This is a genomic window from Aeromonas sp. ASNIH2 (genome assembly GCF_002934795.1).
In the GTDB taxonomy this organism is placed as follows: domain Bacteria; phylum Pseudomonadota; class Gammaproteobacteria; order Enterobacterales; family Aeromonadaceae; genus Aeromonas; species Aeromonas caviae.
In genome coordinates, this window is record NZ_CP026406.1 from 2,840,048 (window position 1) to 2,861,283 (window position 21,236).

Below are 21,236 nucleotides of genomic sequence, written 5' to 3' on the forward strand. Positions count from 1 at the left end.
GCAAACAGCCTTGATCCTCTCCTCCCGATTCATGCAGAATGCAAACGAAAATGGTTATCACTCTTTACGCAGACAAGGAACGGATGATGAAAATGAAGATGTTGGCACTGGCTTTCTCCACGCTTGTCGCCCAGTCGGCGTTCGCCGCCCAGGAGGTAAACGTCTATTCGAACCGTCAGGATGAGCTGATCAAGCCCATCATCCAGCAGTTCGAGAAGGAGACCGGGATCAAGGTCAATGTGGTGTTTGCCAAAGAGGGGCTGAACGAGCGTCTGGAACGGGAAGGCAAGCTCTCTCCGGCCGATCTGATGCTGACCGTGGACATCAGCCGTCTGACCGAGCTGGTGGACAAGGACCTGGTGCAGCCGGTGGACAGCAAGACGCTGCAGGAGAACATCCCCGCCATCTATCGCGATCCGGACAACCGCTGGTTCGCCTTGACCACCCGGGTGCGTGCCATCTACTCCAGCAAGGAGCGTCTTGGCAAGCTCGACACCATCCGCTACGAAGATCTGGTCAAGCCTGAATTCAAAGGAAAAATTTGTACCCGTAGCGGCAAGCACGAGTACAATGTGACGCTGGTTTCGTCCATGATTGCCCATCACGGCATGGCGGACACCAAGACCTGGCTGGAAGGGGTCAAGGCCAACCTGGCGCGCAAGCCCCAGGGCAACGACCGTGATCAGGTCAAGGCGATCAAGGACGGCATCTGTGATGTCTCCCTGGGCAACAGCTACTACCTGGGTGCCATGTTGAAGGACCCGGCGCAGAAGTCCTGGGCCGACGCGGTGGAAATCAACTTCCCGAACCAGGGTGATCGCGGTGCCCACGTCAACGTGAGCGGCGTGGCCATGACCAAGTATGCCAAGAACAAGGACGCAGCACAGAAGCTGATGGAGTTCCTCTCCGGGGATACCGCCCAGCACATGTATGCGGATGTGAATGCCGAGTACCCGGTCAAGGCGGGGGTCGAGCCTTCTGCCATGGTCAAGTCCTGGGGCACGTTCAAGTCTGACCCCATGCCGGTCAGCGATTATGCCAAGCACCGCAAGGACGCCTTGCAACTGCTGGATGAAGTGAAATTCGACTTGTAATCAGATGGGGCCAACGGCCCCATCAACTTCTGTGGACTCATGAAACATTTTGGATGGATTGCCGGCAGCTGGGCCACCGCCCTGCTGCTGGGTTTGCCGGTACTCGCCCTGGTCTTCTCCGCCTTCTCGGCTGATGGGGAACTGTTTGCCCACCTCGCCGATACCGTACTGCCGGACTATCTGCGAAACACGTCCGGCCTGGTGCTGGGGGTGGTCTGCTTCAGCCTGCTGTTCGGAGTGCCCACCGCCTGGCTGGTGGCCATGTGCGAGGTGCCGGGGCGCCGCGCCCTGCAATGGGCGCTGATGCTGCCCATGGCGATGCCCTCCTATATCGTTGCCTACGTCTATACCGACCTGCTCGACTACTCGGGCCCGCTGCAGGCGGGGCTGCGTGCCCTGTTTGGCTGGCAGGGACCGACCGACTACTGGTTCCCGGCCATTCGCTCCCTCGGGGGCGCCGCCTGGGTGCTGGCGCTGGTGCTCTTCCCCTATGTCTATCTGCTGGCACGGGCCTCCTTCCTGGAGCAGTCGGTCAGCCTCATTCACTCCAGCCGTCTGCTCGGCTGCACCCCCTGGCAGAGCTTTCGCCGCCTGAGCCTCCCCCTGGCCCGCCCGGCCATCATGGTGGGGGCATCTCTGGTCGCGATGGAAACTCTGGCGGACTTTGCCACCGTCCACTTCTTTGCCATCAACACCCTGACCACCGCCATCTACGACACCTGGCTCGGCTACGGCAGCCTGGCGACCGCCGCCAAGCTCTCCTGTCTGATGCTGCTGGCGGTGGTGCTGCTCATCGCGCTGGAGCGCCGCTCCCGCCAGCGCCAGCAGGTGTTCCAGAAGTCCATGGGCTTCGAGCAGCCCCTGCGTTACCCCCTCGGGGGCCTGAGGGGCGTGCTGGCCGGGCTCTGGTGCTGGGGCCTGGTGCTGGCGGGGTTTGCCCTGCCGTTCGTCATCCTGCTCGATTACGGGGTGCGTTACTTCGCGCTGTCGTGGACGCCCGAATTCGTGCGCTTTGCGGGCAACAGCCTCGCCATCTCGGCCCTGACCGCCCTGCTGGCCATGGCCATTGCCCTGCTGCTCGGCTTCTTCCGTCGCCTCGATGGGGGGACTCGCAGCCTGCTGCCCCTGCGCCTCGCCGCCATGGGCTATGCCATGCCGGGGACCGTGCTGGCCATCGGCGTGCTGGTGCCGCTCACGGCCCTTGATTTTGGCATCAACGATCTGGCCGAGTGGCTCGGGATGCCGGGCCCCGGTCTGCTCCTGACCGGCACCCTCACCGCCATCGTGTTCGGCTATCTGGTGCGCTTCGTCGCCATCGCCATCGGGTCGGTGGAGAGCAGCATGAGCAAGATCTCCCCCAGCCTCGACATGGCGGCCCGCTCTCTGGGGCAGGGGGCGGGCGGCATGCTGCGTCGCATTCACCTGCCGCTGGTACGCCGCGGCCTCTTTGCCGGCGCCATGCTGGTGTTCATCGAATCCATGAAGGAGCTGCCCGCCGCCCTGCTGCTGCGGCCGTTCAACTTCGAAACCCTGGCGACCCACGTCTATCAGTTCGTCTCGGACGAGATGCTGGAGCGGGGGGCGCTCGGTGCCATCGTCATCGTGCTGGTGGGGCTGATTCCCCTGCTGTGGATAAACCGTACCCTGGATGGTCCAGGCCATTGAGCGGCCCCGTCCGGCATCACTACGCGAGAGGAAAAGAACCTTGTCCTGCCTGAATATCGAGAAGGTCAGCTGTCACTACAATGGCCGCCCCGTGCTGGAGCAGCTCTCCCTGCAGGTGGCCGACAACGAGATCGTCTGTCTGCTGGGGGCCAGCGGCTGTGGCAAGACCACGCTGCTCAAGGCGGTGGCCGGTCTGCTGCCCCTGGCCCAGGGGGAGATCCGGCTGGGAGAGACCCTGCTCGATGCCCCCGGCGTGAGTGTGCCGCCGGAGGCCCGCCATATCGGCATGATCTTCCAGGATTACGCTCTCTTTCCTCACCTGACGGTGGCCGAGAACGTCGGCTTCGGCCTGACCGGGCAGGATCGCGGCAGCCGCCTGCAGCAGGTGGAAGAGGCGCTGGCGCTGGTCAACCTGCAGGGATTGGGGGAGCGCTATCCCCATCAGCTCTCCGGCGGCCAGCAGCAGCGGGTGGCCATCGCCCGCGCCCTGGTGTGCAAGCCGCGCCTGATGCTGCTGGACGAGCCCTTCTCCAACATCGACACCCAGGTGCGGATGAAGCTGATCCTCGAGATCCGCACCCTGCTCAAACAGCAGGGCATTGGCGCCATCTTCGTCAGCCACAGCAAGGAAGAGGCCTTCGCCTTCGCCGATCGGCTGGCCCTGTTTCGCGCCGGTCGCATCGAGCAGGTGGGGGAGCCGGAGCAGCTCTATCGCCGCCCCGGGAACCGCTTCGTGGCGGAGTTTCTCGGCGGGGTCAACTATCTGGCGGCCGAGGTGGTGGACAGCCACTGCGTGCAGACCCTCCTTGGAACCATCTGCGGTCAGGAGCCCCATGGCCGCGCGGTGGGGGAGCGGCTGCAGCTCATGCTCAGACCCCAGCAGTTGGCGCTGACGGCGGCGGATGACGGTGAGCTCCGGGTGCGTGAGCAACAGTTCCTGGGCCATCACTGCCGGGTACTGGTGGAGTGTGGCGGCCAGCAACTGGAAGCCAGCATCGGTGAGCCTCTGGAAGGGGAGCGCGCGCGGGTGACCGTGGCGCCTCATGCCCTGGTGTTGTTTGACCCCTTGCCCTGAGTGCGTGGTATTGTCGTGAAATCAATGAACTGGAAGCGCGCTGGTTTATAATCGCGCCACGCCCATAGCCAACGCACTTGGAGAGAGACATGAAAGCCCAAGCCGGGATCTGCGCAGAGCCGAATCTGCACGCCCTCTATCTGATGTTCAATCGCACCGGTGACGCCGCTGCCCTGACCTCCCGCCTGGCCAGCCTGCCAGCACTCTGGGAGGCGGTGAGCGCCGACTTCCCCGATGCTGCCTTCAGCGGTCTGGTCGCCGTCGGGGCCGACGCCTGGGATGATCTCTATCCTGCCGCCCGGCCGCCCCAGTTCCGCGGTTTCATGGCGCAATCCGCCAACGGTCAGGAGGCCCCCAATACCCCGTTCGATCTGTTCGTGCAGTTGCGTGCTGATCGGGTGGACGTGCTGCATCATGCCGGTCATCGCGTCATGGCCCTTCTGGCCGGGCTTGTTGAATTGGCCGAGGAAGTCCGCGGTTTTCGCAACCAGGATTGCCGGGATCTGACCGGTTTCGTCGACGGCACCGAGAACCCGCAGGATGAGCACCGCGCCGTGGTGGCGTTGCTGGACGGCGGCGAGTTCGCCGGTGGCTCCTACATCCACGTGCAGCGCTGGGTCCACGCCATGAGCGACTGGGAGAAGCTGGCCCTGAAGGAGCAGGAAGACATCATAGGCCGCACCAAAGTCGACAACATCGAATACGAGTCCGCCGACAAGCCGCTCACTTCCCACATCAAGCGGGTCAACCTCAAGACCCCGAAGGGGGAGTCCATGGAGATCCTGCGCCAGAGCATGCCCTGGGGCACCATGAGCGAGCAGGGGCTCTACTTCATCTCCTGCTGCCGCACGCCGCTGCACTTCAACGCCATGCTGGCCAGCATGTACAAAGGGGAAGGCAGCCACTTCGATCACCTGCTGCGCTTCACCCGGGCGGTGACCGGCGCGGCCTTCTTCGCCCCTTCCGTCGATTTTCTGGTGGCCGAGGGCAAATAAGCCCGGCCTGCCGACCGCTCAAAACAAAAAATCCCGGCCAAGGCCGGGATTTTTGTGCGGATCGCCCAAGGCGACCGGATCAGGGCGTCTGCTCGAACAGCTCGAGGGCGGAGAGGTAGAGCTCCTCGATGTCGGTATCGCTGGTCGGGGTGATGAAGATGGTGTCATCACCGGCGATGGTGCCGAGGATCCCTTCGGCCTTGCCGAGGGAGTCAAGCAGGCGGGCGATCAGCTGGGCTGCGCCGGGGCTGGTGTGGATCACCACCAGAGCGCCGTTGTGGTCGACATCCAGCACCAGGTTCTTGAGGGGGCTGGAGGTGGTGGGCACGCCCAGCTCCACCGGCAGACAGTAGACCATCTCCATCTTGGCATTGCGGGTGCGAACGGCGCCGAAGCGGCTCAGCATGCGCGAGACCTTGGATTGGTTGATGTTCTCGAAGCCCATCTCTTGCAGGGCAGTCACTATCTCTGCCTGGGAGCCGAAACGCTCCTCTTTCAGCAAGGCTTTAAAGGCCTTGGCCAGTTTTTCTTGCTTGTCGTTATGTTTCATCTTGGACTCACGAATGAGGGGAGTGACCGCCTGTCACGCTCAGGCGGCAGATACGAACAGCGCTGCTATTTTGCATTCATATGCCTGTTTTGGCAAGGAAGCGGCGCTTGTTCTGCATATTGATTCAAATATAGCTTGCATCAACTTATGCTGGCGCTAGAATCAGGACGAAATTTTGAAAACTTATTCAATTGGGCTGTATGGGTATCGAATTAATCGGCATCGAAAAATCCTGGCACAAGGTGCCGGTACTGCAGCAGGTGAGCTTTCGGACTGCTCCCGGCGAGACCTTGGTATTGCTGGGCCCGAGCGGGGCAGGCAAGAGCTCTCTGCTGCGCATGATGAACTTGCTGGACACGCCGGATGCCGGTGTGTTGCGCATCGCAGACTGTGAATTTTCTTTCCCGTCCAGCCTCTCTACTGCCGAATTCAACCGTCAGGCACAGGCGCTGCGCCGCAAGGTGGGCATGGTGTTCCAGCAGTACAATCTGTGGCCGCACCTCACCGTGATGGAGAATCTGATTGAAGCGCCCGTCAAGGTGCTCGGCATGAGCCGCGACGCGGCCATCGAGAAAGGGGCCTATTTGCTGGCCCAGCTGCAACTGGCCGACAAACGGGACGCCTGGCCCGCACGGCTTTCCGGTGGCCAGCAGCAGCGGGTCGCCATTGCCCGGACCCTGATGATGGATCCCCAGGTGCTGCTGTTTGACGAACCGACGGCTGCCCTGGATCCCGAAATTACCAAAGAGGTGGCGGAGATCATCCGCACTCTGAGCCAGACCGGCATCACCCAGGTGGTGGTGACCCACGAGGTGGAGTTCGCCCGCAAGGTGGCCAGTCAGGTGATCTATCTGGAGAAGGGGCGGATCATCGAATCCGGCACCGCCGCCATCTTCCAGTCCCCGCAAACCAGCCGGTTTGCCGAATTCTTGATGCATTGATATTGAGTCGATAAGGAAGCTGTCATGAAAAAGAGTCTGTTGCTGATCGCCGCCATGGGTCTGCTGAGCACTTCTGTGCTGGCCAAAGAGATCAAGTTCGCCACCGAGGCAACCTATGCGCCGTTCGAATACCTGGATGACAAGAACGAGTTCCAGGGCTTTGACATCGATCTGGCCCGCGCTGTCTGCGAGCAGGCCAAGCTGGAGTGCAGCTTCCACAACCAGGCCTTCGACAGCCTGATCCCCAGCCTCAAGTTCCGTCGCTATGATGCCGTCATCGCCGCCATGGACGTGACGCCGGAGCGGGCCGCCCAGGTCGACTTCTCCGACATCTATTACGAGAACTCCGCGGTGTTCGTCGCCAAGAAAGAGACCTTCAAGGGGCCGGACGATCTGGTGGACAAGACAGTCGGCGTGCAGAACGGCACTTCTCACCAGTCCTATCTGGTGGACAACTGGGTGAGCAAGGGTCTGCTGACCGTGCCCTACGCCAGCTACCAGAGCGCCTTCCTGGACATGATGAATGGCCGTACTGACGGCGTGTTTGCCGATACGGCGGTGGCCGCCGACTGGCTCAAGCAGCACAAGGAATACGCCGTGGTCGGTACCCCGGTGACCGACGCCAAGTACTTCGGTACCGGTTTTGGCATCGCGGTGGCCAAGGGCAACCAGGAACTGCTGACCCAGCTGAACAAGGGGCTGGCCGAGATCAAGGCCAACGGCACCTATCAGAAGATCTATGACAAGTACTTCGCGCAGTAAGCCATGTTGAGCCTGTTGTTGGATGCAGCCTGGATGACCCTCGGGCTGGCCCTGGCATCCCTGGTCGGTGGCATGGTGCTGGCACTGGCATTCAGTGCGGCTGAGTTGAGCAAGCAGCGTTGGCTGGTGTGGCCCGTGGCCACCCTGACCACCTTGATTCGTGGTCTGCCCGAGTTGCTGGTGGTGCTCTTCATCTACTTCGGCTCGACCCAGGTGCTGTTCCTCATCACCGGGGAGTATGTGGAGTTCAGCCCGTTCGCCTGCGGTGTGCTGGCGCTCTCCCTGCTGTTTGCGAGCTACGCCACCCAGACCCTGCGTGCCGCCCTCAATGCGGTGCCCCCTGGGCAGCGGCTGGCGGCGCAGGCGCTCGGCCTGGGCAAGGGGCACACCTTCTTTCGCATCGTGCTGCCCCAGGCCTGGCGTCACGCCCTGCCCGGGCTCGGCAACCAGTGGCTGGTGCTGCTGAAAGACACCGCTCTGGTCTCCCTCATCGGGGTGAACGAGATGATGCGTCAGGCACAGATGGCTTCGGCCAGCACCTATCAACCCTTCACCTGGTACGCCGCTGCCGCCCTCATCTATCTGGCTATTAGTCTGGTGAGTGAATTCGGTTTGAAGCAGGCGTCCCGCTATACCCGCCGTTACGGAGGCTGACCATGCAGGATTACCTGATGACCCTGCTGGGAGGGCTGGCGATCACCCTGCAGCTCACCGCGTTCAGCTTGTTGCTGGGCGTGCTGATGGCGGCCGGCATGACCTGGGTGCTGGAGCGTCGCATTCCGGTGGCGACCCAGCTGGTGCAGCTCTGGGTACTGGTCTTTACCGGTACGCCGCTGCTCATCCAGATCTTCCTCATCTACTACGGGCCTGGCCAGTTTGAATGGCTCAAGGCGGGGCCGCTCTGGCCGCTGCTCAAGCAACCCTGGTTCTGCGCCGTGCTGGCGCTCGGTTTCAATACCGCAGCCTACTCCACCCGGCTGTTCAAAGGGGCGCTCGACGCCATCCCCGCCGGTGAAGTGGAGGCCTGCCGTGCGCTCGGCTTCTCGGCCGGACAGACCCTGTGGATGAAGACCCGCCATGCCGCCCGTCGGCTGGTCCCCGCCTATTCCAACGAGGTGATCCTGGTGCTCAAGGGGAGTTCGCTCGCCAGTACCATCACCATCATGGACATCATGGGGCTGGCCCAGCGTCTCAACGCCCAGACCTATGACACCCTGGCGGTGTTCACCGTGGCCGGAGCGCTCTATCTGACCATGAATGGATTGTTAACAATTGGTTTCCGCTGGTGTGAGCGTCGGGCACTGGCTTTCCAGTCCTGAAGCAGTCACATTTACCTCTTAATGATGAGGGAAGCACAGGAAATCTGTGTCTTTCCTCCCATTTATCGCATATTCCTCTCCGCTTTCATCGCCGCTTGTTCCCTGGCTCACAGAACCCGTGATTACAACTGTTATCAGATTGTTTTTTAGGAGGGGATCCTTTAAGGTGAGGCGCACAATAAGAATCAGCGTTAACCCAACTAGAAACAACCTTAAACCTACGCTTAGACATGGAGTTGATCATGAAAGTTGCCGTTCTGGGTGCCGCCGGTGGCATCGGCCAAGCCCTCGCTCTGCTGTTGAAAAACCGCCTGCCTGCCGGTTCCGAACTGAGCCTGTATGACATTGCCCCGGTCACTCCGGGCGTGGCGGCGGACCTGAGCCACATCCCGACTGACGTGAAAGTAAAAGGTTTCTGCGGTGAAGATCCGAGCCCTGCTCTGGTCGGCGCCGATGTCGTGCTGATCTCTGCCGGCGTGGCGCGCAAGCCCGGCATGGACCGTTCCGACCTGTTTAACATCAACGCCGGTATCGTCAAGAACCTGGTGGAAAAGTGTGCTGCTTCCTGCCCGAAAGCACTGATCGGCATCATCACCAACCCGGTCAACACCACGGTCGCCATCGCCGCCGAAGTGCTGAAGAAAGCCGGTGTCTATGACAAGCGTCGCCTGTTCGGCGTGACCACCCTGGATGTGATCCGTGGCGAGACCTTCGTGGCCGAAGCCAAGGGCCTGAACGTTGACAAGGTACGTGTCAACGTCATCGGCGGTCACAGTGGCGTGACCATTCTGCCGCTGCTCTCCCAGGTTGAAGGCGCCAGCTTCACCGCTGAGGAAGTGGCTGCCATGACCAAGCGCATTCAGAATGCCGGTACCGAAGTGGTGGAAGCCAAGGCCGGTGGCGGTTCCGCCACTCTCTCCATGGGTCAGGCAGCCTGCCGTTTCGGTCTGTCGCTCATCAAGGGTCTGCAAGGGGAAGCCAACGTCATCGAGTGTGCCTATGTGGAAGGCAACGGTGAGCACGCCACCTTCTTCGCGCAGCCGGTGCTGCTCGGCAAGAACGGTGTCGAAACCGTGCTGGACTACGGCAAGCTGAGCGCCTTCGAGCAGGAAGCGATGGACAGCATGCTGGCCACCCTGAAGGCTGACATCCAGCTGGGCGTCGACTTCGTCAAGTAAGTCTATACGTCGACCGCAAGGGGAGCCCAGGCTCCCCTTTGTCATTTTCGGGGTTGGGTGTAGCGGGCTAAGGAGATGGCCCTGGCTGCCGATAACAGAAGGCAGCAGGAGATCCCTATGATAAAACCAAGAACCCTCATCGCCATTATCGGTGTGTGCAGCTTCCCCTTGCAGGGTGCGGAGCCCACCTCGGCCGCCGCGCCCACCCAGGCGGTGGCGGTTGCAGCCGCGCCGCCATCCGCGGCGTCTGCACCCTTGTCACCGGCCTCATCATCAGCCCAGCCAGCCCTGACGCCAGCCTCTTCTGTCGCCACGCCATCCCTCCCTGTGTCAGCTGCGCCAGCCAGGGCGCCATCCGAATCTGAACCTGTACCGTCCGCACCGGCAGCTGCGCCGCTGCCCAGGGCGACGACACAGGCATCCGCTGCTGCGGGAGAGTTGCAGGCCGTGCCGCTCTATCGCCAGGACGAACTGCTCAACTGGATAGAGCAGGGGCGCCATCTGGCCCGGGTGAAGCAGGACAGGTGCCAGCTCACCCAGGATATCGAGGCGCGGGCCTCGGTGATGAAGATCCCTGCCTATCAGTTCCTCTGGGGGGACATGCTGGCCTGGGGGGTTTGCACCAAGCCGGACGCCCAGATCGGGGTGCAGTACATGTGGGAGGCCGCCAACCAGGGGCTGGCGCCGGCGCTGGAACAGCTTGGCCGCTATTACTGGAAGGGGATCCTGGTTCAGAAGGATCTGGTGAGGGCCGAGACCCTGATGCGGGAAGCCGCGAGCCTCGGCTTCTTGCGGGCACAGATGGAGTGGGTGGAGATGTTGCTGCAGGGCATGGGGAGTCCCCTGGATTACGAGGAGGCGTATCACTGGCTGCACGGCGCCGTCATCGGCGACAAGGCCATGCACCAGAAGGCGGCGAGCCTGCTCAGCCGGCTCGGCAACCGGATGCCCGCCAATGCCATCGCCCGTGCCAAGGCGATGCACTGAGTTCTGGTAGCCCGCTTTGATATTACAAGGCCCACGAAGCTGTGCTTGTGGGCCTTGTGCATTTTCCCGGTCAGGGGAGGGATCAGAGGCCCTGATGGGGGCCGAAGACCTCGTAATGCATCCGCCCTGCAGGCACGCCCACATTCTCCAGCTGAGCTTTGACTGCTTTCATGAACGGGACAGGGCCGCAGAAATAGTAGTGGGCGTTGGCCGGAATGAGGTCGGTGACCTGCTCCAGTGCCAGAGTGCCGCTGAAGTCGTAATCCTCTCCTTTGACATCCTGCTCCCTCGGCTCCCGATACCAGATCCGGCTCTCCAGTTTTCCGTGTTGCCTGCTCTTTGCCCGGATCTCGTCCCTGAACGCGTGGTGGGCGCCGTGTTCGCAGGCGTGAAGCCAGCGAATATCCATATCCGGGCCCTCGGCCAGCAAGTGGTTGAGCATGCTCAGCATGGGGGTGAGGCCGACACCGGCGGAGATCAGCACCACAGGCGTGTCTGTCACCTCTTGCAGGAAGAAGTCGCCGGCCGGCGGCATGATGTCGACCGTGTCACCGATGTGAAGATGATCATGCAACAGGTTGGAGGCCTGCCCCCTGGGTTCGCGCTTGACGCTGATGCGGTAGTCGCGGCCATTGGGGGCGTCCGAGAGGGAGTACTGGCGGATCTCCTGATGCTCGAGGGCGGGATGAACCAGCTTGATACTGAGATATTGCCCCGGTTTGAAACGCAACACGGGGTTGCCATCGAGGGGTGCCAGGGCGAAAGAGGTGATGAGTTCACTCTCTTGACGCTTCTCCTTGATGATGAAAGGGCGGGTTCCCTGCCAACCACCGTCCTGGCTTGCCTTCTCCCGATAGAGCTCGCTCTCCCGGCCGATAAAGATGTCGGCCAGCACACCGTACGCCTTGCCCCAGGCGGTAAGGACCTCCTCCGTGACAGCGTTGCCACCCATTTCTTTGAGCGTGGCCAAGAGATGACTACCCACAATGTGATATTGTTCCGGCTGGATCAGGAAACCCGTGTGTTTGTGGGCGATGCGTTCAACGGCTCCGGCCAGGGCCCCCAGATTGTCGATGTTCCTGGCATAGGCCGCCACCGCACTGAACAGTGCCAAGGGCTGTCCCCCGCTACGCTGGTGAGCCAGGTTGAAGAGATCCTTCAACTCGGGATTGTGGCTGAACATGCGCTGATAAAAGTGCCGTGTGAGGTCAGGGCCCGCCGATTCGAGCAAAGGAATGGTGCTCTTGATGACGGCGATGGTGGCTTGGTCTAACATAGGAGGTCCTTTCTAATTGAACATCTGGAATGTTACTTATTAAGTTGCATCCTAAATGTTTAATTGATCTGGATCAATCATCAATTCTTCGCGCTAGGCGCTACAGGCACTATGAGACTAACGAGCTATACCGATTTTGGATTGAGGGCCCTGCTCTATCTGGCTACCCTGCCGGAGGGGGAACTGTCGAGCGTGGCCAAGGTATCCGCCTTGTACGACGTATCCCGCAACCACATGGTGAAGGTGGTGAACCAGTTGGTAAAACTGGGCTATCTGCAGTCACAACGCGGCAAGAATGGTGGCATCCGCATGGCGCGCTCCCCCGACGAGATCAATATCGGGCAAGTGATCCGGGCGTTGGAAGGCAATCTGGACGGGATCGACTGCAGCTCCCCGGTCTGCCATATCGTCTCCGTCTGTCTGCTCAAGAGTGCCTTGAAGGAGGCGATGAACGCCTTCCTCGCGGTGATGGATGGTTATACGCTGCAGGATTTGCTGGCAAACCGTGACGAGTTGCAGCAGGTGTTCGGTGAGCTCATCCCCACTCTGGTGCTGGAGCCGGATGACGAGAGCGAGTGAAACAAAAAGGCTGCCATTGGCACAATGCTGTTCACTTAAGCGGAGCCGCATTGCGATTTACCGGAAAACGGGTCTTTGATATCTTCACCGCCCTGGGTCTCGATGGCCTGGGGCGTTTTTCTATGAACATGACGCCTATGCAGCCCCGCAACTCCGCCAACCTCCGTGGCGTATGGGCTGGCGATAACGCGCCCGCCATCACTGCCATCTGGTTCGCGATGAACTGACAGGCAAACTTAAAGCTCACCTCATTGGGCGCTCGCTGATGGGCTACGGCGGCCTGGCTGGCCTCCCGCCTGACCAGATTGTATCCAAGCAGCAATCCCCACAGCTCCTGATAGACCAAGTTCACTTTCTTGCTTCTCAGCGTGATGGCGTTGTGCTGCATCGCGCTTTTGATATCCCGGTATCCCAGCTCGATTTCCCAGCGCTCGTGGTACAGGGTCGCCACCTGAGCTGCACTGAATCGCGCCACGGGCAGGGAGGTAAAGACCGTTTTCTCCTTGCCTGCCACCTCATAGGTCACTGCGCGAACTTGCCAGTGTGTCGGCAACGCCGGGTTTTTCTTGCTAGCCTGAGGCGAGACCGTCATTTGCAACAGACGGTCACCGTCGCCATAGCGCTCAAGTTCCGTGTATACCAGCCCCTTGCGTTCCGGGATGAGCCAGTGACGGTCGGTGTCTTCGGCCTGAATACGCAGCAACAGGTCGGCACCGAAGAAGCCTTTATCCAGCAGGGTCACTGACTTGTCCGGCAATGAGTGAATGAACTCGCTGGCCAGGGGGATTTCCCCTTTGCGGTACGGGCTGATGGCCGCGTTGGCAATGACATGCGAGCGGACATTCATGAGCGTGACCAACCGCAGCATCGGGTAGGGTGTCTGCCGGTTGGTTGAGGTGTTACCCGAGCCGAAATGTGCTCTGAGTTCAGGCATATCCTGGGTTCGGAACAGGGCCCCATCGATGGCAAAGACCTGTAAACCGTGCCAATGGTCTTCAGGATAACGTTCCCGCCCCCACACATCGGCGCACTGTTTGAACAGCCACTCGAGCGGCTGTTTGCCGAGTCGCTGACGGGCCTGAGACAGGGCACTGTCCGCGAGCAAGGCATCATTGGCCAACCCTTCTGCACAGATGTTGAGGCGCCGAGCGACCTCGGAGATGGGCTCATTGCGGAAAAAGGCCATCCCCACGACGAGCCACAAGACCATATCAGAAGGTAAGCGGCGTCGGCGGATAGTGGCCTTTTCAGACAAGGCGGCAGCGGCAGTAATCCATTCGTCGGGAATATGGTCGGCAAAAATGGCCAGCCGAGCCAGCATGTCGCCAGATGCCTCAACAACATCGTTCAGATCGTTTGCAATAGACATAAAAAATCCGGAACTAGTGATTGGTTCCGGATTGTCCTACAGCAGAAGGATCGGTCAATGGATCCTTAACTGATCAGCATTGTGCCATTGGCAGCCTTTTTTCAATCCTCGTACCCTGAATCGTCCCGGTACAGGTGCGGCATGATCCTCGCCATCTTCACCATGTTGTTCTCCACTTCGAGAATCTCGATAGGGTAGCCCGCCAGCCTGACACTGATGTTGGGTTGGGGGATCTCCTCAAGGTACTCCAGGATGGCGCCATTGAGGGTCCGTGGGCCGTCCATGGGCAGGTGCCAGTCCATCTCCTTGTTCAGCTCGCGGATGCTGGCGGAGCCTTCGACCAGGAAGGAGCCGTCCGGCTGGGGATGGATCTCGTCACTCGGGGTCGGTGTCATGGAGGTGGTGAAGTCACCGACAATCTCTTCCAGGATGTCGTCCAGGGTGATCAGCCCCTGAATATCGCCATATTCGTCGACGATAAGGCCAATTCGCTCCTTGTTGCGCTGGAACTTGGCCAACTGCACGTTGAGGGGGGTCCCCTGGGGGATGAAATAGATGGGGTCGACTTCCCGCAGCAGGCTGGACTTGCTGAACTGATCCCGGGCGACCAGTCTCAGGGCATCCCGTGAGTGCAGGAAGCCGACGACGTCATCGATGTTGTCGCGATAGAGCAGGATTTTGGTGTGGGCGCAGTGGGCCAGCTGGCGCAGTATGATCTTCCAGTCGTCATTGATGTCGATGGCGGAGATCTCGCTGCGCGGGACCATGATGTTCTCCACCGTCATCTTGTCGAGATCCAGGATGCTTATCAGCATCTCCTGGTGGTGCTTGGGAATGAGATTGCCCGCCTCGTTGACGATGGTGCGCAGCTCTTCGGAATTGAGGGAGTCATCCTTGTTGTGCTCTAGACGCAAGAGTTTCAGCAGCAGGTTCGTGATGCTGTTGATGAGCCAGACAAGGGGAGCGAACGGCACCATCAGCCCCTTGAGGATCCAGGAGGCAGGATAGGCTATCCGCTCGGGGAACATGGCCGCCAGTGTCTTGGGGGTGACTTCCCCGAATACCAGCACCACCAGGGTCAGCCCGAAGGTGGCAATGGCGACGCCGAGATCCCCGAACAGCCGGATGCAGACGATGGTCGCGATGGCGGAGGCCAGGATGTTGACCAGATTGTTGCCGATGAGAATGAGGCCAAGCAGGCGGTCCGGCCTGGCCAGCAGCTTCTCGACCCGGCGGGCAGCTTTGTGCTTGGTCTGGGCCAGATGCCGCAGCTTGTAGCGGTTGAGCGACATCAGACCGGTTTCGGAACTGGAGAAGAAGGCTGACAAAAGGATCAAGATAACGAGAACAATCAGCAATGTACTCGTTGAGATACTGTCCAAGAAGGGCTCCTGTAAGGGTGGTTGGGGAATGTGCGTGTGTCAGCTAAGCAGCACTTCCTTGACGAAGCGGCTGCCAAAATAGGCCAGTGTCAGGATGAAGCTGCCGATGAGGCTCAGCATGATGACCTTGCGGCCGCGCCAGCCACGGGTATGGTGACCCCAGAGCAGCAGAGCGTAGACGCACCAGGCCAGGATAGAGAGGATGGCCTTGTGGGACTTGCCCTGGGCAAACATGTCTTCCAGGAAGAACAGGCCGGATGCGATGGAGAGAGTCAGCAGCAGCAGACCTGCGGAAATGAGCTGAAACAGGCGCTTCTCCACCGTCATCAGGGGTGGCATGGCTGGCAGGTGACTGATCTTTCTGGATTTCAGTTGCCTGTCCAGGCAGGCAAGCTGGAGGGCAAACAAGCAGGCGATCATCAGTACCGAATAGGCCATCAGCGCGAGGCCTATGTGCAGCAGCAACTGGGGGTGCGCTTCCAGATGGGTGATGTAGCGCCCGGGAATGAGCGCGCTGGCCGCCAGCAGCAGGGCTGAAAAACTGTAGACGACGGGCAGCAGGATCCAGCCGTTGAAGCGTCGGGTGACGCAGGTCATGAAGCAGCTGATGATAAGGCTGACCAGGGACGCCACGTTCAACATGCTGAGATTCTGGCCGGAATGGGTGACCAGCACTTCGCTGCCCACCGCCATGCCATGGGCGGTCAGGGCCAGGCCGACACAGGCGAACAGCGATACTTGCCCGACGGGCTTGGCGCTGAGCAGCATGTGCAGTGAGGCGATGATGGCCAGCAGGTAAAACGCCAGGGCCAGAACAGAGATCACGATCATAACCAGGTCGTTGTCAAACAAGCTTTATGGATAAGAGGGGCAGTATACCTTGCACAAGATATGCTCGCCAGTTGTGCCAGAGGCTAACTGCCCACATATAAGTAGGCGTTGATGGTCACCGTGCGGCGAATAATCGTCCTCCGGCGTTGACTGGGGTATACTGCCCTCCATTTGTTGACCTGCCCGTTCGATGGCAGGCCGCCGCGGCAAGCGGCGAGTAATCGTCCCTAGAGTGCTGACCGGGGTATAATGCCCCCAGTGTCACGCCAAGAACCGGAAAGCGTCATGTTTGAGAATTTGACTGAACGACTCTCGCGCACCCTGCGCAACGTCAGCGGCCGCGGCCGTCTGACCGAAGAGAATATCAAGGATACCCTGCGCGAAGTCCGCATGGCGTTGCTCGAGGCGGACGTCGCCTTGCCGGTGGTGCGCGATTTCGTGGCGCGCGTCAAGGAACGAGCCGTGGGCCAGGAAGTGGCCAAATCCCTTAGCCCGGGCCAGGCCTTCATCAAGATCGTCCATGGCGAACTGGTCACCGTGATGGGGGAGGCCAACGAACAGCTCAACCTGGCTGCCCAGCCGCCGGCCATCATCCTGATGGCAGGTCTTCAGGGGGCCGGTAAGACCACTACGGTCGGCAAACTGGCCAAACTGCTCAAGGAGCGCAGCAAGAAGAAGGTGCTGGTGGTCAGTGCGGACGTCTACCGTCCGGCGGCGATCAAGCAGCTTGAGACCCTTGCGGGCGACATCGGTGTCGACTTCTTCCCGAGTGATGCCAGCCAGAAACCGATCGCCATTGCCACTGCAGCCATCGATCAGGCGCGCAAGAAGTTCTATGACGTGGTGATCGTCGATACTGCCGGTCGTCTGCACGTCGATGGTGAAATGATGGCGGAGATCCAGGATCTGCACGCCACCATCAAGCCGGTCGAAACCCTGTTCGTGGTGGATGCCATGACAGGCCAGGATGCTGCCAATACCGCCAAGGCCTTCAACGAGGCGCTGCCGCTCACCGGTGTGATCCTTACCAAGGCAGACGGTGATGCCCGCGGTGGTGCCGCACTGTCGGTGCGCCACATCACCGGCAAACCGGTCAAGTTCATCGGTATGGGCGAGAAGACCGACGCGCTGGAGCCGTTCCACCCGGATCGTCTCGCCTCCCGCATCCTCGGTATGGGGGATGTGCTCTCTCTCATCGAAGAGGTGGAGCGCAACGTCGATAAAGAGAAGGCGGCCAAGCTGGCCAGCAAGGTCAAGAGTGGCAAGGGCTTCGACCTGGAAGACTTCCGTGAGCAGCTGGCCCAGATGCGCAACATGGGTGGCATGATGGGGATGCTCGACAAGCTGCCTGGCATGTCCGGCCTGCCGGACAACATCAAGGATCAGATGGATGACAAGCTCACCGTGCGGATGGAGGCCATTATCAGCTCCATGACGCCGAAAGAGCGTGCCCATCCCGATCTCATCAAGGGCTCCCGCAAGCGCCGCATCGCTGCGGGCTCCGGCATGCAGGTCCAGGATGTGAACAAGCTGCTCAAGCAGTTCACCGAGATGCAGCGCATGATGAAGAAAATGTCCGGCAAGGGCGGCATGCGCAAGATGATGGGCCAGATGAAGAACATGCTGCCCCCCGGATTCGGTGGTGGCAGTCGCGGTCCGTTCTGATTTTCCTGCTGGTCAGGTAGAAAGGCTCACCCTGGTGAGCCTTTTTCATGCCAATCCCTGCGCAAAAAATAGCTGGCTTGGTTGCAATTATTACGAATCCAAGTAGAATTACGCGGCTTATTTTAAGCTAGGGTCTGCGTATTTGCAGGCCTTGTTCATTAGATGTTTATGAGGACGATATGGTAACCATTCGTTTACAACGTGGTGGCGCGAAAAAGCGTCCGTTCTACCAGGTAGTAGTTGCTGACAGCCGTAACGCCCGTGACGGTCGTTTCATCGAGCGCGTCGGTTTCTTCAACCCGGTTGCTGCTGGTAACGCTGAAAAGCTGAACCTGGACCTGGCTCGTATCGAGCATTGGGTTGCTACTGGTGCCGCTGTTTCTGACCGCGTTGCCAAGCTGATCAAAGACGCTGCCAAAGCTGCTTAATCAGCCAAACGGTAGGGAGTTAAGGTGGAAAAACCTGTAGTTCTGGGCACCCTGGGAACCGTTTACGGGATCAAGGGCTGGCTTAAAGTGAACTCCTTCACCGATGTTGCCGAAGCGATTTTCGATTACAACCCCTGGCTGATCAATCAGAACGGGGCGTGGCGTGAAATCCGGGTGTCATCCTGGAAGCGTCACAACAAGGGTCTGATCTGCAAACTCGATGGTATCGATGTGCGTGAGGATGCCCTGGCATTGACCAACGTCGAGATTGGCGTCCCCGCCGATCTGTTGCCTGCGTTGCCCGAAGGGGAGTTCTACTGGCGTGACCTCATTGGTTGCACCGTGGTAACCACCAAGGGATACGACCTGGGCAAGGTGACCGAATTGATGGAAACCGGCTCCAACGATGTGTTGGTGGTTGAGGCCAATGTAAAAGATGCCTTTGGTGCAAAGGAGCGGTTGATACCGTTCCTGGAAGAGCAGGTGATCAAGAATATTGATCTGACTGCTCGAACAATCGAAGTTGATTGGGATCCTGGTTTCTAGTTTCCCGCGCTAACACGGGTGCCGGAGGTTTCTTATGTGGATTGGGGTCATTAGCCTCTTCCCGGAAATGTTCCGAGCCATTACCGAGCACGGGGTAACGGGTCGGGCCGTCAAGAGTGGCCTGCTGCAAATTGAGTGCTGGAACCCTCGGGACTTCACCCACGACAAACACCGTACGGTCGATGATCGTCCTTATGGTGGTGGGCCCGGCATGTTGATGATGGTTCAGCCGCTGCGTGATGCCATTCATGCAGCCAAGCAAGCGGCGGGAGACGGGGCGAAAGTCATCTATCTCTCTCCTCAGGGACGCAAGCTGACTCAAGCGGGCGTGACCGAGTTGGCGACGAATCAGAAACTGATTCTGGTCGCCGGTCGATACGAAGGTATCGATGAGCGCGTGATACAAACCGAAGTCGACGAAGAGTGGTCTATCGGGGATTACGTGTTAAGTGGTGGTGAGTTGCCTGCCATGACCCTGATCGATGCGGTTTCGCGTCTGGTCCCGGGGGTCTTGGGCGATCAGGCCAGTGCCGAGCAGGACTCCTTCACGGATGGGCTGCTGGATCATCCCCACTATACTCGGCCGGAGGTGTTGGATGGGCTGACGGTGCCCGAGGCGCTGACAAGCGGCAATCACGAAGTGATTCGGCGCTGGCGACTCAAGCAATCGCTCGGACGAACCTGGCAGAGAAGGCCGGAACTTATTAACAACCTAGCTCTGACTGACGAGCAAGAATCACTTCTTGCCGAGTATGTCCGCGAAGTGCGTGACAGCGTTAAGTAGAGTTTTCAGTTTATCCTAGGTAAGGAAAGACAATGAGCAAGATTATTCAGCAGCTTGAACAAGAGCAACTGCGTACCGACATCCCGGCTTTTGCCCAGGGCGACACCGTACGTGTTCAAGTTCGTGTTAAAGAAGGTGGTAAAGAGCGTCTGCAGGCTTTCGAAGGCATCGTGATTGCCAAGCGTAACCGCGGTCTGCACTCTGCTTTCACCGTTCGCAAGATCTCCAACGGCGAAGGTGTTGAGCGTGTATTCCAGACTCACTCTCCGCTGATCCACAGTGTAGAACTGAAGCGTCGTGGTGATGTTCGCCGCGCCAAACTGTACTACCTGCGCAACCTGTCCGGCAAAGCTGCTCGTATCAAAGAGAAGCTCAACTAATTCGATTCGAATTGGTGTCGGTATGTCGGCGAAAAGCTCGACAGGTAGTGAAAAGGCTCGCCAATGGCGAGCCTTTTTTGTATCCGCTTTCGGGTGTTCCAGCTCAACCTGGCTGGCTGACCCGCACCACCGAGTTGTCACGCCCGAAGGGGCCAGGCACATAGTCGTCCGCCTCCCAGTCGTTGTCATAAAGGGTTTCACCATCGGGTTGCACTAGCTGATAGCAATACTCGAAATGGCTGGGGCCATCGGTCGGCAGGTTGAGTGTCGCCTTGAACTCCCCGTTTTTCATCCTCTTCAGTTCAATGGGCTGCCACTGGCTAAATTCACCCAGCAGCAAGACCTGCTCGGCATCACCGGCGGCCTCCTTTTCGACGGCAAAGGTCACCTTGACCTCGGGACGCGATTTGAGGAATTGCTTGTTGATCGGCATATGGACTCCTTGTCACTGGCTGCGAAGAAAGTAGCGCTGGTTATTTTTATATCACTTTATGACAAGGATGTTGATAAACAGGATCAAAGGGGGAGGGCAAAATGGCGCTGCAGGAGTTGATGGGTGAACTCGATCTTGAGGTAGAAGCCCCGTGGTAGCGTCATGATGGGTTGGCCATTGCGGCCGATGGCGCGGGTCAGCGCTTTGCTGTTGGCCGCCTTGGGGCGCAGCTGCAATACCTGGCCGTGGCGGGCGCTGATCTGCTCCACTTCCCCCAGCACTATCATGTCCATCAGCTCTTCCCAGTCCTGGCGCAGCAGTCCTTCTTCCTCTTCATTCGGGCTCCATAGCAGCGGCATGCCGACGCGACGGTCACCGACAGGGATGTCGCGGCTGCCTTCCACTGGGATCCAGAGCACCCGCGACAGCTTGTTGCGCACGTTTGACTCCTCCCAGCGCTGGCCGCTGACCCCGATGAGGGGGGCCACGCAGACAAAGGTGGTTTCCAGCGGGCGCCCTTGAGGATCGACGGGGATCGTCTTGAGCTCGATACCGAGATCCGGAAAATCCTGCTCGGGACGGCTACCTGCACTGGCCCCCAGCTGCCACTCGATCAACTGCCCTGTCCAGCCCTTGTCACGCCTGAGATCCCGCGGTACGGGGATGCCCGCCGTTGCGGCAAGCTGGGCCAGAGTGAAGCCAGCCATGGCGTAGGCTCGACTGAGCAGCTCTTGTTCTGACTGGGGATTGGCGGGCATGAGGGCTCCTCTGGAGATAATAGACATCGCAATACGGATCCTTGCATGGTATCGCTGATTTTATAACCGATCCTCGCCCGACTATACACAGGGAGACATGGGTGACAGAATTAAACATATCTAAATGATTTTAAAGGGTTTTACTTTATTTATCCAGTATGTTGGCCCGCCGGATCCCCGCATAAACGAGTTGTCCAAGGGTTTGTGCGAGCTGTTGCACACAGTTATCCACAGAAATC

The 21,236-nt window shown here is 59.7% G+C and carries 23 protein-coding genes; 16 read left to right on the forward strand and 7 right to left on the reverse strand.

Features of this window, described 5'->3' with window-relative positions; genetic code table 11:
* Positions 1-86: 86 nt before the first annotated feature.
* The 4 genes from C3F36_RS13530 to C3F36_RS13545 all read left to right on the forward strand — a co-directional run bounded on the left by C3F36_RS13530 (position 87) and on the right by C3F36_RS13545 (position 4,829).
* Positions 87-1,094 (forward strand): Fe(3+) ABC transporter substrate-binding protein, encoded by a 1,008-nt coding sequence (locus C3F36_RS13530; protein ID WP_104455235.1) that lies wholly within the window; start codon positions 87-89, stop codon positions 1,092-1,094.
* A gap of 39 nt (positions 1,095-1,133) precedes the next feature.
* Complete coding sequence (locus tag C3F36_RS13535; protein ID WP_103857974.1) at positions 1,134-2,759, forward strand: ABC transporter permease; 1,626 nt, start codon at positions 1,134-1,136, stop codon at positions 2,757-2,759.
* A 40-nt stretch (positions 2,760-2,799) separates the two neighbouring features.
* A complete protein-coding gene (locus C3F36_RS13540; RefSeq protein ID WP_104455236.1) occupies positions 2,800-3,834 on the forward strand; it encodes an ABC transporter ATP-binding protein in 1,035 nt (344 codons plus the stop codon).
* 89 nt (positions 3,835-3,923) lie between these two features.
* The gene (locus tag C3F36_RS13545; protein ID WP_039039974.1) at positions 3,924-4,829 is read left to right on the forward strand and encodes a Dyp-type peroxidase; all 906 of its coding nucleotides are present in this window, start codon (positions 3,924-3,926) and stop codon (positions 4,827-4,829) included.
* Positions 4,830-4,908: 79 nt separating this feature from the next.
* On the opposite strand, the gene argR is transcribed toward C3F36_RS13545, so the two are convergent.
* Positions 4,909-5,379, reverse strand: coding sequence for a transcriptional regulator ArgR (argR, locus tag C3F36_RS13550; protein ID WP_005308670.1), 471 nt, complete (start codon positions 5,377-5,379; stop codon positions 4,909-4,911).
* 200 nt (positions 5,380-5,579) lie between these two features.
* Between argR and C3F36_RS13555 the strand changes: the two genes are divergently transcribed.
* The 6 genes from C3F36_RS13555 to C3F36_RS13585 all read left to right on the forward strand — a co-directional run bounded on the left by C3F36_RS13555 (position 5,580) and on the right by C3F36_RS13585 (position 10,566).
* Positions 5,580-6,320 (forward strand): ATP-binding cassette domain-containing protein, encoded by a 741-nt coding sequence (locus C3F36_RS13555; RefSeq protein WP_041210949.1) that lies wholly within the window; start codon positions 5,580-5,582, stop codon positions 6,318-6,320.
* Between the two features lie 24 nt (positions 6,321-6,344).
* A complete protein-coding gene (locus C3F36_RS13560) occupies positions 6,345-7,082 on the forward strand; it encodes an arginine ABC transporter substrate-binding protein (protein ID WP_010673073.1) in 738 nt (245 codons plus the stop codon).
* A 3-nt stretch (positions 7,083-7,085) separates the two neighbouring features.
* A complete protein-coding gene (artQ, locus tag C3F36_RS13565) occupies positions 7,086-7,736 on the forward strand; it encodes an arginine ABC transporter permease ArtQ (RefSeq protein ID WP_010673074.1) in 651 nt (216 codons plus the stop codon).
* 2 nt (positions 7,737-7,738) lie between these two features.
* Positions 7,739-8,401, forward strand: coding sequence for an arginine ABC transporter permease ArtM (gene artM, locus C3F36_RS13570; protein WP_010673075.1), 663 nt, complete (start codon positions 7,739-7,741; stop codon positions 8,399-8,401).
* A 242-nt stretch (positions 8,402-8,643) separates the two neighbouring features.
* The gene (gene mdh, locus C3F36_RS13575; protein WP_010673076.1) at positions 8,644-9,579 is read left to right on the forward strand and encodes a malate dehydrogenase; all 936 of its coding nucleotides are present in this window, start codon (positions 8,644-8,646) and stop codon (positions 9,577-9,579) included.
* A gap of 396 nt (positions 9,580-9,975) precedes the next feature.
* Entirely contained in the window at positions 9,976-10,566 is a 591-nt protein-coding gene (locus tag C3F36_RS13585) for a tetratricopeptide repeat protein (RefSeq protein ID WP_029313773.1), read from the forward strand.
* Between the two features lie 82 nt (positions 10,567-10,648).
* On the opposite strand, the gene hmpA is transcribed toward C3F36_RS13585, so the two are convergent.
* Entirely contained in the window at positions 10,649-11,842 is a 1,194-nt protein-coding gene (hmpA, locus tag C3F36_RS13590; protein WP_104455238.1) for an NO-inducible flavohemoprotein, read from the reverse strand.
* Positions 11,843-11,953: 111 nt separating this feature from the next.
* Between hmpA and C3F36_RS13595 the strand changes: the two genes are divergently transcribed.
* A complete protein-coding gene (locus C3F36_RS13595) occupies positions 11,954-12,421 on the forward strand; it encodes an Rrf2 family transcriptional regulator (protein WP_039039978.1) in 468 nt (155 codons plus the stop codon).
* A gap of 31 nt (positions 12,422-12,452) precedes the next feature.
* Here the strand turns inward: C3F36_RS13595 and C3F36_RS13600 are convergent, their stop codons facing one another.
* The 3 genes from C3F36_RS13600 to C3F36_RS13610 all read right to left on the reverse strand — a co-directional run bounded on the left by C3F36_RS13600 (position 12,453) and on the right by C3F36_RS13610 (position 16,003).
* On the reverse strand, positions 12,453-13,790 hold the full coding sequence (locus C3F36_RS13600; protein ID WP_104454934.1) for an IS4-like element ISAeme15 family transposase: 1,338 nt from the start codon (positions 13,788-13,790) through the stop codon (positions 12,453-12,455).
* A gap of 101 nt (positions 13,791-13,891) precedes the next feature.
* Positions 13,892-15,172, reverse strand: a complete 1,281-nt coding sequence (locus C3F36_RS13605) for an HlyC/CorC family transporter (RefSeq protein WP_010673081.1) — start codon at positions 15,170-15,172, stop codon at positions 13,892-13,894.
* A gap of 39 nt (positions 15,173-15,211) precedes the next feature.
* Positions 15,212-16,003, reverse strand: a complete 792-nt coding sequence (locus C3F36_RS13610; protein ID WP_104456054.1) for a cytochrome C assembly family protein — start codon at positions 16,001-16,003, stop codon at positions 15,212-15,214.
* A 285-nt stretch (positions 16,004-16,288) separates the two neighbouring features.
* Here C3F36_RS13610 and ffh point away from each other — a divergent pair, with 285 nt between their 5' ends.
* From ffh to rplS, 5 genes are all read left to right on the forward strand, one after another.
* Entirely contained in the window at positions 16,289-17,668 is a 1,380-nt protein-coding gene (gene ffh / locus C3F36_RS13615; protein ID WP_104455239.1) for a signal recognition particle protein, read from the forward strand.
* 179 nt (positions 17,669-17,847) lie between these two features.
* Positions 17,848-18,096 carry a 30S ribosomal protein S16 gene (rpsP, locus tag C3F36_RS13620; RefSeq protein WP_010673084.1) on the forward strand — a complete coding sequence of 83 codons (249 nt, stop codon included), beginning with the start codon at positions 17,848-17,850 and terminating at the stop codon, positions 18,094-18,096.
* A 24-nt stretch (positions 18,097-18,120) separates the two neighbouring features.
* Positions 18,121-18,642 (forward strand): ribosome maturation factor RimM, encoded by a 522-nt coding sequence (rimM, locus tag C3F36_RS13625; protein WP_039039979.1) that lies wholly within the window; start codon positions 18,121-18,123, stop codon positions 18,640-18,642.
* 34 nt (positions 18,643-18,676) lie between these two features.
* Positions 18,677-19,426: a tRNA (guanosine(37)-N1)-methyltransferase TrmD gene (gene trmD, locus C3F36_RS13630; protein ID WP_010673086.1), complete on the forward strand. Its 750-nt coding sequence runs from the start codon at positions 18,677-18,679 to the stop codon at positions 19,424-19,426.
* Between the two features lie 32 nt (positions 19,427-19,458).
* On the forward strand, positions 19,459-19,806 hold the full coding sequence (gene rplS / locus C3F36_RS13635; RefSeq protein ID WP_005313505.1) for a 50S ribosomal protein L19: 348 nt from the start codon (positions 19,459-19,461) through the stop codon (positions 19,804-19,806).
* Positions 19,807-19,909: 103 nt separating this feature from the next.
* On the opposite strand, the gene C3F36_RS13640 is transcribed toward rplS, so the two are convergent.
* Positions 19,910-20,239, reverse strand: a complete 330-nt coding sequence (locus tag C3F36_RS13640; protein ID WP_010673087.1) for an isoamylase early set domain-containing protein — start codon at positions 20,237-20,239, stop codon at positions 19,910-19,912.
* A gap of 83 nt (positions 20,240-20,322) precedes the next feature.
* A complete protein-coding gene (gene mutH / locus C3F36_RS13645; protein WP_042014896.1) occupies positions 20,323-20,997 on the reverse strand; it encodes a DNA mismatch repair endonuclease MutH in 675 nt (224 codons plus the stop codon).
* Positions 20,998-21,236 lie beyond the last annotated feature (239 nt).

Coding starts and splice junctions, on each gene's coding strand:
- C3F36_RS13530 (WP_104455235.1), top strand. CDS start 87: ATGAAAATGAAGATGTTGGCACTGGCTTTCTCCACGCTTGTCGCCCAG.
- C3F36_RS13535 (WP_103857974.1), top strand. CDS start 1,134: ATGAAACATTTTGGATGGATTGCCGGCAGCTGGGCCACCGCCCTGCTG.
- C3F36_RS13545 (WP_039039974.1), top strand. CDS start 3,924: ATGAAAGCCCAAGCCGGGATCTGCGCAGAGCCGAATCTGCACGCCCTC.
- argR (WP_005308670.1), bottom strand. CDS start 5,379: ATGAAACATAACGACAAGCAAGAAAAACTGGCCAAGGCCTTTAAAGCC.
- C3F36_RS13555 (WP_041210949.1), top strand. CDS start 5,580: ATGGGTATCGAATTAATCGGCATCGAAAAATCCTGGCACAAGGTGCCG.
- C3F36_RS13560 (WP_010673073.1), top strand. CDS start 6,345: ATGAAAAAGAGTCTGTTGCTGATCGCCGCCATGGGTCTGCTGAGCACT.
- artQ (WP_010673074.1), top strand. CDS start 7,086: ATGTTGAGCCTGTTGTTGGATGCAGCCTGGATGACCCTCGGGCTGGCC.
- artM (WP_010673075.1), top strand. CDS start 7,739: ATGCAGGATTACCTGATGACCCTGCTGGGAGGGCTGGCGATCACCCTG.
- mdh (WP_010673076.1), top strand. CDS start 8,644: ATGAAAGTTGCCGTTCTGGGTGCCGCCGGTGGCATCGGCCAAGCCCTC.
- hmpA (WP_104455238.1), bottom strand. CDS start 11,842: ATGTTAGACCAAGCCACCATCGCCGTCATCAAGAGCACCATTCCTTTG.
- C3F36_RS13595 (WP_039039978.1), top strand. CDS start 11,954: ATGAGACTAACGAGCTATACCGATTTTGGATTGAGGGCCCTGCTCTAT.
- C3F36_RS13600 (WP_104454934.1), bottom strand. CDS start 13,790: ATGTCTATTGCAAACGATCTGAACGATGTTGTTGAGGCATCTGGCGAC.
- C3F36_RS13610 (WP_104456054.1), bottom strand. CDS start 16,003: ATGATCGTGATCTCTGTTCTGGCCCTGGCGTTTTACCTGCTGGCCATC.
- ffh (WP_104455239.1), top strand. CDS start 16,289: ATGTTTGAGAATTTGACTGAACGACTCTCGCGCACCCTGCGCAACGTC.
- rpsP (WP_010673084.1), top strand. CDS start 17,848: ATGGTAACCATTCGTTTACAACGTGGTGGCGCGAAAAAGCGTCCGTTC.
- trmD (WP_010673086.1), top strand. CDS start 18,677: ATGTGGATTGGGGTCATTAGCCTCTTCCCGGAAATGTTCCGAGCCATT.
- rplS (WP_005313505.1), top strand. CDS start 19,459: ATGAGCAAGATTATTCAGCAGCTTGAACAAGAGCAACTGCGTACCGAC.
- C3F36_RS13640 (WP_010673087.1), bottom strand. CDS start 20,239: ATGCCGATCAACAAGCAATTCCTCAAATCGCGTCCCGAGGTCAAGGTG.
- mutH (WP_042014896.1), bottom strand. CDS start 20,997: ATGCCCGCCAATCCCCAGTCAGAACAAGAGCTGCTCAGTCGAGCCTAC.